The sequence below is a fragment of the Neisseria perflava genome (assembly GCF_002863305.2).
Lineage (GTDB): Bacteria > Pseudomonadota > Gammaproteobacteria > Burkholderiales > Neisseriaceae > Neisseria > Neisseria perflava_A.
The window spans coordinates 1,870,094-1,886,782 of sequence record NZ_CP136962.1 but is presented as its reverse complement, the minus strand read 5'-3'; the positions used below and the strand labels follow the sequence as shown (position 1 = coordinate 1,886,782).

Sequence of the window (16,689 nt, the reverse complement as noted above, 5' to 3'; positions counted from 1 at the left end):
TTTTTTGCAAACCTTTTTAGCCTTTATCGTCGCCATTCTGATTTTGGTCAGCCTGCATGAGTTCGGACACTATATTGTTGCCCGCTGGTGCGGTGTTAAAGTCGTGCGCTTTTCCATCGGCTTCGGTAAGCCCTTTTTCACCCGAAAACGCGGCGATACCGAGTGGTGTCTTGCCCCGATTCCGCTGGGCGGTTACGTTAAAATGGTCGATACGCGCGAAGGCGAGGTGGCAGAAGCAGATTTGCCGTACGCCTTTGACAAGCAGCATCCGGCCAAGCGCATCGCCATTGTCGTCGCCGGCCCTTTGACCAATTTGATTTTGGCCGTTTTGCTTTACGGTTTGAGCTTTTCCTTCGGCGTAACCGAGTTGCGCCCCTATGTCGACATGGTCGAGCCTGCCAGTATTGCCGCCAAAGCAGGTTTTCAGGCAGGCGATAAAATTGTATCGGTCAACGGAATCGCCGTTAAAGACTGGAGCGATGCGCAAACCGAGATGGTGTTGAACCTTGAAGCTGGCCCTGTAAAAGTCGCTGTTCAGACGGCCTCAAATACCCAAGCCATCCGCATAATTGATGCCGCCGGTACGCCTGAAGCAGGTAAAGTTGCGAAAAGCCAAGGCAACATCGGCCTTTTGCCTTTTAGAATTACTAACCGCATCGGCAAAGTCTTGGCCAATAGTCCGGCCGAAAAAGCAGGTTTGAAGGAAAACGACAAACTGCTGACCGCCGATGGGAAGCCCATCGAAAGCTGGCAGGCATGGACGGAACTCTTCCGCGCCAGCCCCGGCAAACGAATCGAACTGACTTACGAGCGCGCCGGTAAAATACTGGCGACCGCTATCCGTCCGGACAGCGTCGAGCAGTCGGCAGGCGTGCTGGTGGGTAGAGCAGGGCTTGCCGCTCAGGCGGATAAAGAGTGGGATAAAACCATCCGCTACCGTTATACGCCTTCCGTTGCCCAAGCCTTTGAATTGGGTTGGAACAAAACCGTCAACTATTCGTGGACGACCCTCAAATTTTTCGGAAAACTGGTTACGGGCAATGCCTCTTTGAACCATATTTCCGGTCCCCTGACCATTGCCGATGTCGCCGGACAATCCGCTAAACTCGGATTGCAGAGCTACCTCGAATTTCTGGCCTTGGTCAGCATCAGCTTAGGCGTGTTGAACCTTTTGCCCATACCCGTTTTAGACGGCGGACATCTGGTTTTCTATACCGCCGAATGGATACGCGGAAAGCCTTTGAGCGAGCGCATACAGGTAGTCGGCCTGCGCTTCGGACTGGCAGCCATGCTTTTGATGATGGCTGTGGCTTTCTTTAATGACATCAACCGTTTGTTTGGATAATTTATGAAACTGAACCAGATTGCTTCCGCTTTAATGGTATTGAGCCTGTCTCCACTGGCATTGGCTGACTTTACCATTCAGGACATCCGCGTCGAAGGCCTGCAACGCACCGAGCCGAGTACCGTCTTCAACTACCTGCCCGTTAAAGTCGGTGATAATTTCAATGATGCGCGCAGTGAAGAAATCATCAAAAAACTCTACGCAACCGGTTTCTTTGACGACGTACGCGTCGAAACCATGGACAATCAAGTCCTGCTGACCGTGATTGAGCGTCCGACCATCAGCTCGCTCAATATTACCGGCGCGAAAATGCTGCAAAACGATGCCATCAAGAAAAACCTTGAAGCTTTCGGTTTGGCGCAATCCCAATACTTCAACCAAGCAACGCTGAACCAAGCCGTTGCCGGTTTGAAAGAAGAGTATTTGAGCCGTGGCAAACAGTCTGTCCAAATCACGCCGACCGTTACCAAACTCGCCCGCAACCGCGTGTCTATCGATATTGCCATCGAAGAGGGCAAATCTACCAAGATTACCGATATTTCCTTTGAGGGCAACGAAGTTTATTCCGACCGCCGTCTGATGAAACAAATGTCCCTGAGCGAAGGCGGCATGTGGACTTGGATCACTAAGAGCAACCAGTTCAATGAGCAAAAATTTGCTCAGGACATGGAAAAAGTCACCAATTACTACCAAAACAACGGCTACTTCAACTTCCGTATTTTGGATACCGATATCCAAACCAACGAAGACAAAACTAAGCAAACCATTAAAGTAACCGTCAGCGAAGGCGACCGCTTCCGTTGGGGCAATGTACGCATCGAAGGCGATACGCTGGAAGTGCCGAAAGAAGATTTGGAAAAACTGCTGACCATGAAGCCGGGCAAATGGTACGAGCGCGCGCAAATGTCCAATTCGCTCGAAGCCATCCAAAACCGCATGGGTCAGGCAGGTTACGCATTCAGTGAAATCAATGTCCAACCGATTCCAAATGCCGAAACGCATACCGTTGATTTTGTGCTGACCGTTCAACCGGGCCGCAAAATCTATGTGAACGAAATCAACATTACCGGCAACAACAAAACCCGTGACGAAGTCATCCGCCGCGAGTTGCGCCAAATGGAATCGGCGCCTTACGACTCTGCCAAACTGCAACGTTCTAAAGAGCGCGTTGAGTTGTTGGGCTACTTCGACAACGTTCAATTTGATGCGGTTCCTGTGGCCAATACGCCTGACCAAGTTGACCTGAACATGAGCCTGACCGAACGTTCTACCGGCTCGCTCGACTTGAGCGCAGGTTGGGTTCAGGATACCGGTTTGGTGATGTCTGCCGGCGTGGCTCAAGACAACCTGTTCGGTACGGGTAAATCCGTTGCCCTGCGCGCTTCCCGCAGTAAAACCACAGTAAACGGCTCATTGTCGTTTACCGACCCATATTTCACACCTGACGGCGTAAGCTTGGGCTACGACCTTTACGGCAAGTCTTACGACCCGCGTAAAGCTTCTTCCAGCGCGAAACAATATAAAACCACGACTTTCGGCGGCGGTTTGCGTATCGGTATTCCGGTTACCGAATATGACCGTGTGAATTTCGGTTTGGCCGCAGAGCGTCTGACCGTGAACACCTACAAAGGCGCGCCTAAACGCTATGCCGACTTTATCAACCAATATGGTAAAGGTGACGGCAGCGGCGTGGGTAACTTCAAAGGCTGGTTGTACAAAGGTACCATCGGCTGGGGCCGCAACAAAACCGACAATGCCTTGTGGCCGACCCGCGGTTACCTGACCGGCGTAAACGGCGAAATCGCCTTGCCGGGCAGCGACCTGCAATACTACACCCTGACCCACAACCAAACTTGGTTCTTCCCGTTGAGCAAAGATTTCACATTGATGCTGGGTGGCGAAGTCGGTTATGGCAACGGCTACGGCAAAACCAAAACCATGCCGTTCTTTGAAAACTTCTACGGCGGCGGCTTAGGCTCTGTCCGCGGCTTTGAAAGCGGTACGCTGGGCCCGAAAGTCTATGATGAATACGGCGAGAAAATCAGCTACGGCGGTAACAAAAAAGCCAACGTTTCCGCAGAGTTGCTCTTCCCGATGCCGGGCATTAAAGACTCGCGTACCGTCCGTCTGAGCCTGTTTGCCGATGCGGGCAGCGTGTGGGATGACAAAACCTACAACGACAGCAGCAGCAATTCTTATTACACTAATGGCGCGCTCCAAAACGTGTATGGCGTAGGCACAACGCACAAATCGACATTCAAAAACGAATTGCGTTACTCTGCCGGTGCTGCCGTGACTTGGCTCTCTCCGCTGGGTCCGATGAAGTTCAGTTATGCTTATCCGATTAAGAAAAAAGAAGGCGACGAAATCCAACGCTTCCAATTCCAACTCGGTACGACATTCTGATGATGTTTAGGCCGTCTGAAACCGGGTTTGTCCGTTTCAGACGGCCTCATGGCAGATTGGCGGCAAGCTTATTGCAAACCGCCCGTTTGTTTTCAAGCAAGGATTTTTATCATGAGTAAAATAGCCGACACCCTCCGTGTCCTCGCCGTAGCCCTGCCGGGTTTCGTGCTGTTGCCGCAAGCGGCGGCGGATGGCGTGCAGAAAATCGGTTTTATCAATACCGAGCGCGTTTATCAGGAATCCAAGCAGGCGCAAAGCATTCAGATGACTTTGGAAAAAGAGTTCAAAAGCCGTCAAACCGTCTTGCAAAAGCTGCAGCAGGAAGGCGAGGCTTTGGAGCAAAAACTGAGTAGCGACAAACTCAGCGACAGCCAAAGGGAAGCGGAAACCCAAAAATGGCGCAATCTGGTACAAAAATTCCGCAAGCAGCAGGCCGAGTTGGCTGAAGACTACAACTTGCGCCGCAATGAAGAATTCGCCGCGCTCCAGCAAAATGCCAACCGCGTCATCGTCGATTTAGCCAAACGCGAAGGTTACGACTTCATCTTGCAGGACGTGATTTACGTCAACGGCCGCTACGACATTACCGACAGCGTTATCAAAGCCCTAAACGCACACTGACCCTGCTCGGCAGCGAATGTGACCATACAGACAAATCTAAGGCCGTCTGAAATCCAAACCGGCATCTTTCAGACGGCCTGACATCTTGACGGCAGATTATCATGACTTCACAAGCATACACCCTGTCCCAAATCGTTTCCCAGCTCGGCGGCGAATGGAAAGGCGAAGACATCGCCATTACCGCCGTCCGTCCGTTGGATCAGGCGCAGGCGGAACACATCAGCTTTTTGGCCAATCCGAAATACAAAGCTGAAGTACACGACAGCCAGGCAGGCGCAGTGATTGTGTCGCCGAAAGCCGCAGACGAATTTGCGGGCCGCAACCTGATTGTGGCTGCCGACCCTTATCTTTATTTTGCCAAAGTGGCACGATTGTTCTCGCCGATTGTCAAAGCACAGGGCGGCGTACATCCGACTGCCGTTGTCGAGGCCAGCGCCAAAGTACCGGCAAGCTGCGAAATCGGCGCAAATGCCTATATCGGCGCGAATGCCGTATTAGGCGAAGGCTGCCGTATTTTGGCCAATGCCGTTGTCCAACACGATTGCACGTTGGGCGATGAAGTCGTGCTGCATCCCAACGCCGTTATCTATTACGGCTGCACTTTGGGCAACCGTGTCGAAATCCACAGCGGCGCAGTCATCGGTGCGGACGGTTTCGGCTTGGCCTTCGCCGGCGATTCATGGTTTAAAATTCCGCAAACCGGCGCAGTCACGCTGGGCGATGATGTGGAAATCGGTTCGAACACCAATATCGACCGCGGCGCAATGAGCGATACGACCGTCGGCAACGGCACCAAAATCGACAACCAAGTCCAAATCGGCCACAACTGCAAAATCGGTGCGCACACCGTTATCGCCGCCAAAACCGGTATTTCCGGCAGCGTCACCATCGGCAATTATTGCATTATCGGCGGCGGCGTCGGCACGGTCGGACACATCGAAATCGCCGATAAAACCACCATCGGCGGCGGTACATCCGTTACCCACAGTATTACCGAAAGCGGCCAGCATTTGGCCGGTATTTTCCCGATGTCGGGCTACAAAGACTGGGCGCGCAATGCCGTTTATATCCACCGTTTGAGCGAAATGAACAAACGCCTCAAAACGCTGGAAAAACAGCTTGCCGACAGCGACGAAGCCTAAATGCGGCGCAAACAGTCCGCACCCCGCATCCGAATACGTTTAAACCCAATACAAACAAGGAAAGACGAACATCATGGACGTACAACTCCCGATCGAAGCCAAAGACATTCAAAAACTTATCCCACACCGTTATCCGTTTTTGCAACTCGACCGCATTACTGCGTTCGAACCGATGAAAACCCTGACTGCGATTAAAAATGTCACCATGAACGAGCCGCAGTTCCAAGGCCACTTTCCCGACCTGCCCGTGATGCCCGGCGTGCTGATCATCGAAGCCATGGCGCAAGCGTGCGGCACACTCGCCATCCTCAGCGAGGGCGGCCGCAAAGAAAACGAATTCTTCTTCTTCGCCGGTATCGACGACGCCCGTTTCAAACGCCAAGTCATCCCCGGCGACCAACTGGTTTTTGAAGTCGAGCTGTTGACCAACAAACGCGGTATCGGCAAATTCAACGCCGTTGCCAAAGTCGACGGTCAAGTTGCCGTTGAAGCCGTGATTATGTGCGCCAAACGCGTGGTGTAAGAATGGGACAGGCCGTCTGAAAGCTTCAGACGGCATCTTGCAGGCAATACCTGTATCAGATAGCAAGGAAACAGCATGACCCTTATCCATCCGACCGCCGTCATCGACCCCAAAGCCGAACTCGACTCCAGCGTCAAAGTCGGCCCGTACAGCATCATCGGTCCCAATGTCCAAATCGGTGCGAATACCGAAATCGGTCCGCACGTCGTCATCAACGGCCATACGACCATCGGTGAAAACAACCGCATTTTCCAATTTGCCAGCCTCGGCGAAATTCCGCAGGACAAAAAATACCGCGACGAGCCGACCAAGCTGATTATCGGCAACGGCAACACCATCCGCGAATTTACGACGTTCAACCTCGGTACGGTTACCGGCATCGGCGAAACCCGTATCGGCGACGACAACTGGATTATGGCCTACTGCCACCTTGCCCATGACTGCGTGGTCGGCAACCATACTATCTTCGCTAACAACGCCTCACTCGCAGGTCACGTTACCATCGGCGACTACGTCGTCTTGGGCGGCTACACGCTGGTGTTCCAATTCTGCCAAATCGGTGACTACGCCATGACCGCGTTTGCCGCCGGCGTACACAAAGACGTACCGCCATACTTTATGGCTGCAGGCTACCGCGCCGAACCTGCCGGCCTCAACAGCGAAGGTATGCGCCGCAACGGTTTCACGGCCGAACAGATTGCCTCTGTCAAAGATGTGTATAAAACCATTTACCATCGCGGCATTCCGTTTGAAGAAGCCAAGGCAGAGATTCTGAAACGCGCCGAAACCCAAAGCGAATTGGCGGTATTTAAAGACTTTTTTGCACAATCCACACGCGGTATTATCCATTGATGGATGGATTGAAGGCCGTCTGAAACTTTTTCAGACGGCCTTTGGATTGCAAAAATCCGTGCAGTAGGGCAGGTTTTTTGTCCGTTTGCTGCCGATGCCGTCTGAAAATGGGTGGGCAAATGACCGCCCCAAAATCTTTTAGCTTCCGAACCTTAACAATATGAATTCCAATTCTTCCCCCCTTATCGCCATCAGCGTCGGCGAAGCTTCCGGCGACTTGCTCGGCGCACACTTAATCCGTGCCATTAAGGCGCGTTGCCCGAACGCGCGGTTTACCGGCATCGGCGGCGAGCGCATGAAGGCGGAGGGTTTTGAGAGTTTGTACGATCAGGAAAAGCTGGCGGTGCGCGGTTTTGTTGAGGTTATCAAACGCCTACCGCAGATTTTGAAAATCCGCAAAGGGCTGGTGAACGATTTAATCCGCCTCAAGCCGGATGTGTTTATCGGCATCGATGCGCCGGACTTTAATCTCGGCGTGGCAGAAAAACTCAAGCAGGCAGGCATTCATACCATTCATTACGTCAGCCCGTCGGTTTGGGCGTGGCGGCGCGAACGGGTCAATAAAATCGTGCATCAGGTCAACCGCGTGTTGTGCCTGTTTCCGATGGAGCCACAGCTTTATATCGATGCCGGAGGCAGAGCCGAGTTTGTCGGCCATCCGATGGCGCAAACCATACCGGTGGAAGCGGATAGGGCGGCGGCGCGGCAGAAGCTGGACGTACCTGCGGACGTGCCCGTGTTTGCCATCTTGCCCGGCAGCCGCGTGAGCGAAATTGATTACATGGCGGTGGTGTTTTTTCAGACGGCCTTATTGCTGCTGAAACGTTATCCGAAGGCACAGTTTTTGCTGCCTGTGGCGACGGTCGCAACGCGCAAACGCATTAGTGAAATTTTGGCGCAACCTGAATTTGCCGCCCTTCCCATTACGTTGACCGACAAGCAGTCGGATACGGTTTGCACCGCTGCCGACGTGGTATTGGTCACCAGCGGTACGGCGACTTTGGAAGTGGCCTTGTGCAAGCGGCCTATGGTCATCAGCTACAAAATTTCGCCGCTGACTTATGCGTATGTGAAAAACAAAATCAAAGTGCCGCATGTTGGTTTGCCCAATATTTTGTTGGGTAAAACCGCTGTTCCCGAGCTGCTGCAACACGATGCCGTCCCTGAAAAACTGGCACAGGCCGTGGCAGACTGGTATGACCACCCTGAAGCCGTGGCCGTGTTGGAACAGGATTTCCACGCCTTGCATCTGCTGTTGAAAAAAGATACGGCAGCATTGGCGGCGGCGGCAGTATTGGAAGAAGCCGGATTTTCAGACGGCCTGAAAGACAAGTAAGGAAAATACATGAATTTATTGGGAGCATTGGCCAAGGTTGGCAGCCTGACGATGGTGTCGCGCATTTTAGGTTTTGTGCGCGATACGATTATCGCCCGTGCGTTTGGTGCAGGCATGGCGACGGATGCGTTTTTTGTCGCGTTCAAACTGCCCAACCTGCTACGGCGCGTGTTTGCAGAGGGCGCATTTGCCCAAGCCTTCGTACCGATTTTGGCGGAATACAAAGAAACCCGCTCACCCGAAGCCACGCAGGCATTTGTGCGTCATGTGGCCGGTATGTTGTCGTTTGTGTTGGTCATTGTTACCGCACTGGGCATACTTGCCGCGCCGTGGGTGATTTATGTTTCTGCGCCCGGTTTTGCCAAAGATGCCGATAAGTTTCAGCTCTCCATCGACCTGCTTCGGGTAACGTTTCCTTATATCTTTTTGATTTCCTTGTCGTCTTTTGTCGGCTCAATACTCAACTCCTATCATAAATTCGGCATTCCCGCCTTTACGCCGACTTTTTTGAATATTTCCTTTATCGTCTTTTCCCTGTTCTTCGTACCGTATTTCGATCCGCCTGTTATGGCGTTAGCGTGGGCAGTATTTGTCGGCGGCGTGTTGCAGCTGGTGTTCCAACTGCCTTGGTTGGCGAAACTGGGCTTCTTGAAAATGCCCAAACTCAGCTTTAAAGACGCAGCGGTCAACCGCGTAATGAAACAGATGGGGCCGGCTATTTTGGGCGTGAGCGTGGCGCAGATTTCCTTGGTTATCAACACCATTTTTGCCTCGTTTTTGCAGTCCGGCAGCGTGTCATGGATGTATTACGCCGACCGACTGATGGAATTGCCGACCGGCGTTTTGGGCGTGGCACTCGGTACGATTTTGCTGCCCACCTTGTCCAAACACGCCGCCAGTCAGGATACCGAGCAGTTTTCCGGCCTGCTCGACTGGGGTTTGCGCCTGTGTATGCTGCTGACCCTGCCTGCCGCCGTCGGCCTTGCCGTGTTGTCTTTCCCTCTGGTTACGACCTTGTTCATGTACCGTGAATTTACGCTGCACGACGCGCAAATGACCCAACACGCGCTGATTGCCTATTCCTTCGGCTTGATCGGTCTGATTATGATTAAAGTGTTGGCTCCCGGTTTCTACGCCCGCCAAAACATCAAAACCCCCGTTAAAGTCGCTATTTTCACGCTGATTTGCACGCAGTTGATGAACCTCGCTTTCATTTCGCCGCTTAAACACGTCGGCTTGTCCCTTGCTATCGGTTTGGGCGCGTGTCTGAATGCAGGTTTGCTGTTTTTCCTTTTGCGCAAACACGGCATCTACCGCCCCGGTAAAGGTTGGGCAGCGTTTTTGGTTAAAATGGTCATTTCTTTGGTCGTCATGGGCGGCGGTTTGTGGCTGGCGCAATATTATCTGCCGTTTGAATGGGTGCACGTCGGTGGCTTTAAAAAAGCAGGCCAACTCTGCGTCCTGATTGCCTTGGGAGGTGGCCTCTACTTTGTTTCCCTCGCCGCGCTCGGTTTCCGTCCGCACCATTTCCGCAGGGTGGAAAAATAGGCAGCCGTAGTGCTATTGCTTTGGCTTAAAGGCTATTCACTAAAAAGGCCGTCTGAAACATTTTCAGACGGCCTTTTATTTTATTTCGAACGCAGATTTTCAATCAATTCTTTCAGTAATAGATTTTCATCTATTTTTTGCTGTAGCAGTTGATCTTTGTGCAACATTAATTCTTGTTGATGTTTAATAGTCAGCTTTAATTTTTCAATTTCTGCAGTTAACTCTTGTGAAGGTGTTGCATAGAAAGAAATATCACTGTTGTTGTCGCCTTCATTAATTTGGCATACAAAACCTTTATTTTCGGATTGAAGCAAATCGAGTAAGTCAATATGAAAAATTTCAGCAATTTGCTCCAGGCGTGGTAAGTTCAATCTAGTTTCACCGCGTTCAATTTTTGCATAACCGTTGGTGGAAAGATTTAATTTATCCGCAACCTCTTCCTGTGACCATTGGTTCATTTCTCGCATTAACCGGATTTTTTCATATGTCTTCATAGTTACCACTTTTTATTAATTTCAACCCAAACTTCAGTAGGATTTTATCACTTTTGGTTGCTGGCTTACCAGCAGTTGGTTACATAAAATTATGCCATTATAAATAGATACCTTAAGCATAATGATGGGTTGGAGAACTTTTATTTCCTTTGTGTTTTTCTTAACTATTACCATGCAAAGCCATGCTCGGGAAATTGTGCAACAAGCTGCTGCTCAATGTTTTCAGGCTGCCTATCCGCAAACTGTTAAAGCTATCGGCGCAACCGTTTCGGTTAACGGACAAACATTTGCATTGGCAAAATCGAAATATTCAGATTATTTTAAAAAATTGAATAGCGCAGGTTTATTAGATCAACTGGAACAGATTTATCCTTTGGATTTTTCAACTCCTAAAGCTAATGAAGATGCAGGGCGTTTGCGTGATGATGCTTTCTTTGCTGAAATGTATGGCGAAAATGAGGCAGAGGTAAGAAAAAATTTGGTCCCTATCTATTGGGCTCCGTCAGGAAGAACAGTTATGTTTAACAAAGTAAATGGAGCAGCTGAAAAACTGGAGACAGTTGGTAGAGAGTTGGCGGCTGATTTTAACTTAAAAAGTTATGCTGCCAAAACTGCAGGGACATTTAACTATCGCTTCATTAGTGGAACTAAGCGGCGTAGTGCCCATGCTTTCGGTATTGCCATTGACTTCTCATTGCCTAAAGGCCTAGGTACATATTGGCAGTGGTCAGGCTGTAAAGAGGGTAAAGCCTGTACCTATCCACAAGCTCTGCGCCAAGATGCTATCTTAAAGAGAATGGTTGCAGTCTTTGAAAAGCATGGCTTCATTTGGGGAGGGAAATGGTATCACTATGATTCTGTGCATTTTGAATATAGGCCGGAATTATTAATCAAACAATGTCGTTCACTTTAAAGGAAAACTTATGAAAAAATGGTTAATTTTAGGAAGTATTTTATTATCAACACAAGCTTTCTCATCAGATTATCTATGTTCTTATCGTGCGAGGATATCTCAGAACGATAAATTTAACAGCAGCGGTAATTATATCGCTACGCAATACAGTAAAGATGTTGTTGCTGCTATCATCCGCCAAGAACGTGCCAATTTCCACAAATTTGGTGTGCGAGATAACGAAGATGAAGGCGATTGCGTATTTGCGTCAGCCGAAAATCGTTCGCGCTTAGAACGTTGGTTAGCTTCGGGTAGTATTGGACAGGCTACTATCCGTCGCATTGTTGATGGCAATCCCGTAATTTACGTTGATATTTACCGCAACCGTGTCAGTGTGAGCACCCGTTGATGATTAAAGGTTTGTTATATATCAGTGCAGTAGGTCTGTTCTTGCTATCAGGCTGTGGCTCTAAAAATAAAATTGCTTGTAGTGATGAGAATGGACTACTTGTCTTGAAAAATGTAGTTACCGAAGCTACAGAAAAGCAGTTACGTTCAGAGAATAGTAACTTAACTTTGTCTTCAATCCGTGCAACAATTGCAAAAATCGGAATGTCTTTTGAAGATATCCGCACATCTAAAAATGATCCTAACAGTAATAAAGTTTTTTGTGAAAGTAAGCTCACGCTTAGCATACCTACTGACCTTCTTAGCGATATACAGGTTGCATTAGAGGAAAGTGGACAGAACGATAACATAGAAAAATTTCTGACGAGCTTTAATTATAAGAAATCAGCAACCGCTGCCAATAAATATCAAATTGATCTTGTTTATAATCTTCAGCCGACCGATGATGGGAAACAGATTTATTCTGAAATAGAAGATAGTATCAATGCTGTTGCTGGTATTAGTTCAATGTTGAATTATGCTTTGTCAAAAAACATAATTATCAACCAGAATTTAGAAGAAAAACGTGCTAAGGAAGAAATTGAGAATCAGGAGGCAGCTTACCATAGGTCAGAATGGCAACAACAGTCCTTCGATGAGATGAATCCTGTACAATTACCTGAGACTAACGTATCCAGTCCTGATGAAATAAGGCCTACAGATGAAATGAGTGTAGTGCAATAAGAAAACAACTCCCCAAAAAAGGCCGTCTGAAACATTTTCAGACGGCCTTTTTTTGTTTTATGTTTTAACTATAAAGCTTCGCTCCTTTTTTGACGAACTCAATCGATTTTTCCTCCATGCCCTGCCGTTGGGCTTTTTGCTTGTCGGCGTAGTCGCGCACTTCCTGTGTGATTTTCATCGAGCAGAATTTGGGACCGCACATTGAGCAGAAGTGGGCGATTTTCGCGCCTTCGGCAGGCAGGGTTTCGTCGTGGAAGCTCTCGGCGCGTTCGGGGTCGAGGCTTAAGCGGAATTGGTCGCGCCAGCGGAACTCAAAACGCGCCTTGCTCAGGGCGTTGTCGCGTAATTGTGCACCCGGCCAGCCTTTGGCGAGGTCGGCGGCATGGGCGGCGAGTTTGTAGGTGATGATGCCGGTGCGCACGTCTTCTTTATCGGGCAGGCCGAGATGCTCTTTCGGGGTAACGTAGCAGAGCATGGCTGTGCCGTACCAGCCGATATTGGTTGCGCCTATGCCCGAGGTGATGTGGTCGTAGCCGGGGGCGATATCGGTAACGAGCGGGCCGAGTGTGTAGAAAGGTGCTTCAAAGCAGTGTTGCAGCTCTTCGGTCATGTTTTCTTTGACGCGTTGCAACGGCACATGGCCGGGGCCTTCGATCATGACTTGGACGTCGTGTTCCCACGCTTTGGCGGTCAATTCGCCCAAGGTGTGCAATTCGGCGAATTGGGATTCGTCGTTGGCATCGGCAATGCAGCCGGGGCGCAGGCCGTCGCCGAGGCTGAACGATACGTCGTAGGCTTTCATGATTTCGCAGATTTCGTCGAAATGCGTGTAGAGGAAGTTTTCCCGATGGTGGGCGAGACACCATTTCGCCATGATGGAGCCGCCGCGCGATACGATGCCGGTGAGGCGGTTGGCGGTCATCGGCACATAGCGCAGCAACACGCCTGCGTGCAGGGTGAAATAGTCCACGCCTTGTTCCGCCTGCTCGATTAAGGTATCGCGTACCAAATCCCAAGTCAGGTCTTCGGCGATGCCGCCGGTTTTTTCCAAAGCCTGATAGATGGGCACCGTACCGATGGGGACGGGTGCGTTGCGGATAATCCATTCGCGCGTTTCGTGGATGTGCGCGCCGGTGGACAAATCCATAATCGTGTCCGCGCCCCAACGCAGCGACCATACCATTTTTTCGACTTCTTCGGTCAGGCTGGAGGTAACGGCGGAGTTGCCCAAGTTGCCGTTGATTTTGACGCGGAAGTTGCGGCCGATAATCATCGGTTCGAGTTCGGGGTGGTTGATGTTGGCAGGGATAATCGCGCGTCCGGCGGCGATTTCTCGGCGCACGAATTCGGGCGTGATTTGGTCGGGATGAGTCGGGATGTTCGCACCGAAACTTTGCCCTGCGTGCTGCTTCAAGAGCTTGGCGTATTCGGGCCGTCTGAAAAGCTCGTCCAGCTTCATGCGTTCGCGTATGGCGACAAACTCCATTTCGGGCGTGATGATGCCGCGGCGCGCATAGTGAAGCTGGGTTACGTTGCTGCCGCTTTTCGCGCGGCGCGGGCGGGTAATTTGGTTGAAACGCAGATGGGCGGTTTTCGGATCGTGCGCGCGTTCGGTGCCGTATTCGCTCGACAGGGTAGGCAGGATTTCGGTATCGCCGCGTTCGTCCAGCCATGCGGTGCGGACGTGCGACAGGCCTTGTTTCAGATCGATGTGTGCTGCCGGATCGCCGTATGCGCCGCTGGTGTCGTACACCGGAATCGGCGGATTGGCTTCCGTACCTTGCGCCGTGTAGGTGTCGTCTTGACGGATTTCACGCAAAGGCACGCGGATGTCGGCGCGGCTGCCTGGGATATAGACGCGGTCGGAATTGGGATATTGGAAGCGGATGCCGATGTCTTCGCTCAAGTCGGAAAGACGGCGCGCCTCATCGCCGGTTTTTTTAGCAGTAGTCATAAAAAATTGCTCCTGTTTCTCGGTTATGAAATGGAAACAGGAGCATTGCTTTTTTCAGACGGCCTTGTGGATATCTTCAATCAACCGTTTAAAATCACATTTGCCGAAACTCCCCACGCAGGTATTATCCTGTTCGGGTGTAAAGGGTATTTCTCAGCCGCTCGGTTTGAAAGCAGCACCCCTGTTTCTTTATTAACGAAAATTAAACCATGCGGACGGTTTTTTGTAAAGCGGCGTTTTTCGCATTTTCTGTCAAAAACGCTTGACAGCGATTCCGTCTTTCCGTATAGTTACAACTTCTGACGCGGGATGGAGCAGCATGGTAGCTCGTCGGGCTCATAACCCGAAGGTCGTAGGTTCGAATCCTGCTCCCGCAACCAAATATAAAAATCCCCTGTAATTGCAGGGGATTTTGCTTTATGCGGTATTTATTGTTGCTTGGATTGATTGAAAGGCCGTCTGAACCATTGGGTTTCAGACGGCCTTTTTTATTGGCCGATGTTATCGGCGGCTAATTCGTTTTTGTCTTTTATTTTGGGTTTGCGTTTTTCAGACGGCCTATTGTTGCTCCGGATCGGTATCGTTGCGCAGGTATTCTTTCAAGCGTTGCAACTCTTTTTTGTCCAACCATTTATTGCGCGAACGTTGCAACAGAATCACCAATGCGGCGATTTCGTTGCGCATATTGGTGCTGAGCCAGAGGAAGCCTTGCCAGTCGTAATGCAGGCGGGCGGCAGGTTTGCTTAGTTCGGCATTGAGCGAAGTATCGATGCGGATGCGGCGGGCGTAGTGGCCTTTGATGAGGCGGACGGTCAGGCGCAGCTCGCGTTGGAGTTGGTTGAAGTGGCGGTCAAGCAGGCGGATTTCGCTTTCGTTGAGCGTGGGCGCGCGCAGTTTGGCGGCGGTGGTCAGGAGCAGCTCGGTGGTGTTGACGATTTTGCGGTGGGCATGCTGCATGGCTTCCATCATATTGTTGCTGATGTGGCTTTCGCCGGATGTGGCAGCTAGATGGCTGCGGCTTTTGACCATGCGGGCGTTGATTTTGCGCATTTTAATCATGTTTTGCTCCAAACGCTCACGGGTCATGCGCTTGCCGTTGCTGATTTCGGCAATCATTTTGGCGCAGTCGGTGAGGTTGTCGGCAAGCATGAAGCGCCACATCAGGGTGGAGCGCAGGGGCAGGAGTTTGGCGGCGGCAATGGCGATGGCGGCACCAATCAAAACGTTCATGGCGCGCATCAGGCCACTGTCGAGCCAATGGTGGCTGCTGTCGCCGATGAGCATGCACATGGTCAAACCGGCAAGCATGGCAACATAACCGTTTTTGCCGACCGCAGACCAACCGGCCACTGCGCTGGCGGCACCGATAATCAGATAGAAGAAAACGCCGTCTTGCAAATAATGCTGATTCAACCATAAAACGGCCAACCCGACGCCCAAACCGATGGCCGTGCCGAGCATACGTTCGACTGCTTTGGAGTAAATCGCACCTTGGAATTGCAGCATGCCGAGGACGACAAAGACGGTCATGCCGATCCACTCGCCGTGTTGCAGGTGGAAGACTTTGGCCAACAGGGTGGAAAACACGATTGCCAAGCCGAGGCGGAGGGCGTGGATATGGCGGCGATAGCGGTAGCGCTCGTAGGCGTTGAGCCAACGTTCGGAAAAATGGAGGCGTTCGGATTGGGCAGGCATGTTGTGAAACGTATGGGTATGTGGGGATGTAAATTATAACTGATTGGTAAAGCAGATGAAATTTGAACTGTTCCCCAACGGTTTGAACTATTGCAGAATTTCTCTACCGCAAGCGGATATAATGGCGGCTTTGAATCAGACAGGCGGTGAAGAAATGGCGACGGTTTTAAGCGCAGGCGTGGATGAAGCGGGACGCGGCCCTTTGGTCGGCAGCGTATTTGCGGCGGCAGTGATTTTGCCGGAACATTTTGACCTGCCGGGTTTGACCGATTCAAAAAAACTGAGCGAAAAAAAGCGCGATATGTTGGCGCAGATGATTAAGGAACAGGCGGTTGCATGGAGCATTGCCTTTGCCGATCCCGACGAAATCCTGCAACTGAACATCCTGCACGCAACCATGGCCGCGATGAAGCGCGCAGTCGAGGGGCTGTCGGTGGCTCCCGATAAAGTGTGGATAGACGGCAACCGCGTGCCGAAAGATTTGAATGTCCCTGCCGAAGCCGTGGTCAAAGGCGACAGCAAAATTATTGAAATCTCTGCCGCTTCGGTTTTGGCCAAAACCGCGCGTGATGCGGAAATGTATGAATTGGCGAAACGCTATCCGCAATACGGGTTTGACCGCCACAAAGGCTACGGCACGGCGCAACATTTGGCCGCGTTGAAACAATACGGCGTCTTGCCGGAACACCGCCGCGATTTCGCACCGGTCAAAACCTTATTGGCACAAGGCAATCTGTTTGAAGAATGAAA

The 16,689-nt window shown here is 51.0% G+C and carries 15 protein-coding genes, 1 tRNA gene and 1 riboswitch; of the genes, 13 read left to right on the top strand and 3 right to left on the bottom strand.

Annotated features, from left to right (window positions below; translation table 11 throughout):
- Nucleotides 1–4 precede the first annotated feature (4 nt).
- From rseP to murJ, 8 genes are all read left to right on the top strand, one after another.
- On the top strand, nt 5–1,345 hold the full coding sequence (rseP, locus tag CYJ98_RS08770) for an RIP metalloprotease RseP (protein WP_101755711.1): 1,341 nt from the start codon (nt 5–7) through the stop codon (nt 1,343–1,345).
- Between the two features lie 3 nt (nt 1,346–1,348).
- On the top strand, nt 1,349–3,751 hold the full coding sequence (gene bamA / locus CYJ98_RS08765; RefSeq protein WP_101755712.1) for an outer membrane protein assembly factor BamA: 2,403 nt from the start codon (nt 1,349–1,351) through the stop codon (nt 3,749–3,751).
- Nucleotides 3,752–3,862: 111 nt separating this feature from the next.
- Nucleotides 3,863–4,372, top strand: coding sequence for an OmpH family outer membrane protein (locus CYJ98_RS08760; RefSeq protein WP_101755713.1), 510 nt, complete (start codon nt 3,863–3,865; stop codon nt 4,370–4,372).
- Between the two features lie 101 nt (nt 4,373–4,473).
- Complete coding sequence (gene lpxD, locus CYJ98_RS08755) at nt 4,474–5,514, top strand: UDP-3-O-(3-hydroxymyristoyl)glucosamine N-acyltransferase (protein ID WP_101755714.1); 1,041 nt, start codon at nt 4,474–4,476, stop codon at nt 5,512–5,514.
- 73 nt (nt 5,515–5,587) lie between these two features.
- Nucleotides 5,588–6,037, top strand: coding sequence for a 3-hydroxyacyl-ACP dehydratase FabZ (fabZ, locus tag CYJ98_RS08750; RefSeq protein WP_003681704.1), 450 nt, complete (start codon nt 5,588–5,590; stop codon nt 6,035–6,037).
- A 75-nt stretch (nt 6,038–6,112) separates the two neighbouring features.
- A complete protein-coding gene (gene lpxA / locus CYJ98_RS08745; RefSeq protein ID WP_101804492.1) occupies nt 6,113–6,889 on the top strand; it encodes an acyl-ACP--UDP-N-acetylglucosamine O-acyltransferase in 777 nt (258 codons plus the stop codon).
- 160 nt (nt 6,890–7,049) lie between these two features.
- A complete protein-coding gene (lpxB, locus tag CYJ98_RS08740) occupies nt 7,050–8,225 on the top strand; it encodes a lipid-A-disaccharide synthase (protein ID WP_101755715.1) in 1,176 nt (391 codons plus the stop codon).
- 9 nt (nt 8,226–8,234) lie between these two features.
- Nucleotides 8,235–9,773 (top strand): murein biosynthesis integral membrane protein MurJ, encoded by a 1,539-nt coding sequence (gene murJ, locus CYJ98_RS08735; RefSeq protein WP_101755716.1) that lies wholly within the window; start codon nt 8,235–8,237, stop codon nt 9,771–9,773.
- 80 nt (nt 9,774–9,853) lie between these two features.
- Here the strand turns inward: murJ and CYJ98_RS08730 are convergent, their stop codons facing one another.
- Entirely contained in the window at nt 9,854–10,267 is a 414-nt protein-coding gene (locus tag CYJ98_RS08730; protein WP_101755717.1) for a helix-turn-helix domain-containing protein, read from the bottom strand.
- A 172-nt stretch (nt 10,268–10,439) separates the two neighbouring features.
- Here CYJ98_RS08730 and CYJ98_RS08725 point away from each other — a divergent pair, with 172 nt between their 5' ends.
- Genes CYJ98_RS08725 through CYJ98_RS08715 form a run of 3 tightly spaced genes read left to right on the top strand, consistent with a single transcriptional unit; the run spans nt 10,440 to nt 12,290 of the window.
- Nucleotides 10,440–11,180: a M15 family metallopeptidase gene (locus CYJ98_RS08725; RefSeq protein WP_234396218.1), complete on the top strand. Its 741-nt coding sequence runs from the start codon at nt 10,440–10,442 to the stop codon at nt 11,178–11,180.
- 10 nt (nt 11,181–11,190) lie between these two features.
- Nucleotides 11,191–11,568 (top strand): hypothetical protein, encoded by a 378-nt coding sequence (locus CYJ98_RS08720; RefSeq protein ID WP_101755719.1) that lies wholly within the window; start codon nt 11,191–11,193, stop codon nt 11,566–11,568.
- Nucleotides 11,568–12,290 (top strand): hypothetical protein, encoded by a 723-nt coding sequence (locus CYJ98_RS08715; protein WP_101755720.1) that lies wholly within the window; start codon nt 11,568–11,570, stop codon nt 12,288–12,290. The genes CYJ98_RS08720 and CYJ98_RS08715 overlap by 1 nt, the downstream gene beginning before the upstream one ends.
- Before the next feature lie 64 nt (nt 12,291–12,354).
- On the opposite strand, the gene thiC is transcribed toward CYJ98_RS08715, so the two are convergent.
- Complete coding sequence (gene thiC, locus CYJ98_RS08710; protein WP_101755721.1) at nt 12,355–14,244, bottom strand: phosphomethylpyrimidine synthase ThiC; 1,890 nt, start codon at nt 14,242–14,244, stop codon at nt 12,355–12,357.
- Nucleotides 14,245–14,337: 93 nt separating this feature from the next.
- A riboswitch (TPP riboswitch) is annotated at nt 14,338–14,437 on the bottom strand.
- A 110-nt stretch (nt 14,438–14,547) separates the two neighbouring features.
- On the opposite strand from thiC, the gene CYJ98_RS08705 reads away from it, so the two are divergent.
- Nucleotides 14,548–14,624: transfer RNA gene (locus CYJ98_RS08705), tRNA-Met, on the top strand.
- Between the two features lie 178 nt (nt 14,625–14,802).
- Here the strand turns inward: CYJ98_RS08705 and CYJ98_RS08700 are convergent.
- Nucleotides 14,803–15,939, bottom strand: a complete 1,137-nt coding sequence (locus CYJ98_RS08700) for an FUSC family protein (RefSeq protein ID WP_101755722.1) — start codon at nt 15,937–15,939, stop codon at nt 14,803–14,805.
- 154 nt (nt 15,940–16,093) lie between these two features.
- Between CYJ98_RS08700 and rnhB the strand changes: the two genes are divergently transcribed.
- Nucleotides 16,094–16,687, top strand: coding sequence for a ribonuclease HII (rnhB, locus tag CYJ98_RS08695; RefSeq protein WP_049350693.1), 594 nt, complete (start codon nt 16,094–16,096; stop codon nt 16,685–16,687).
- The last annotated feature ends 2 nt before the right edge of the window (nt 16,688–16,689 follow it).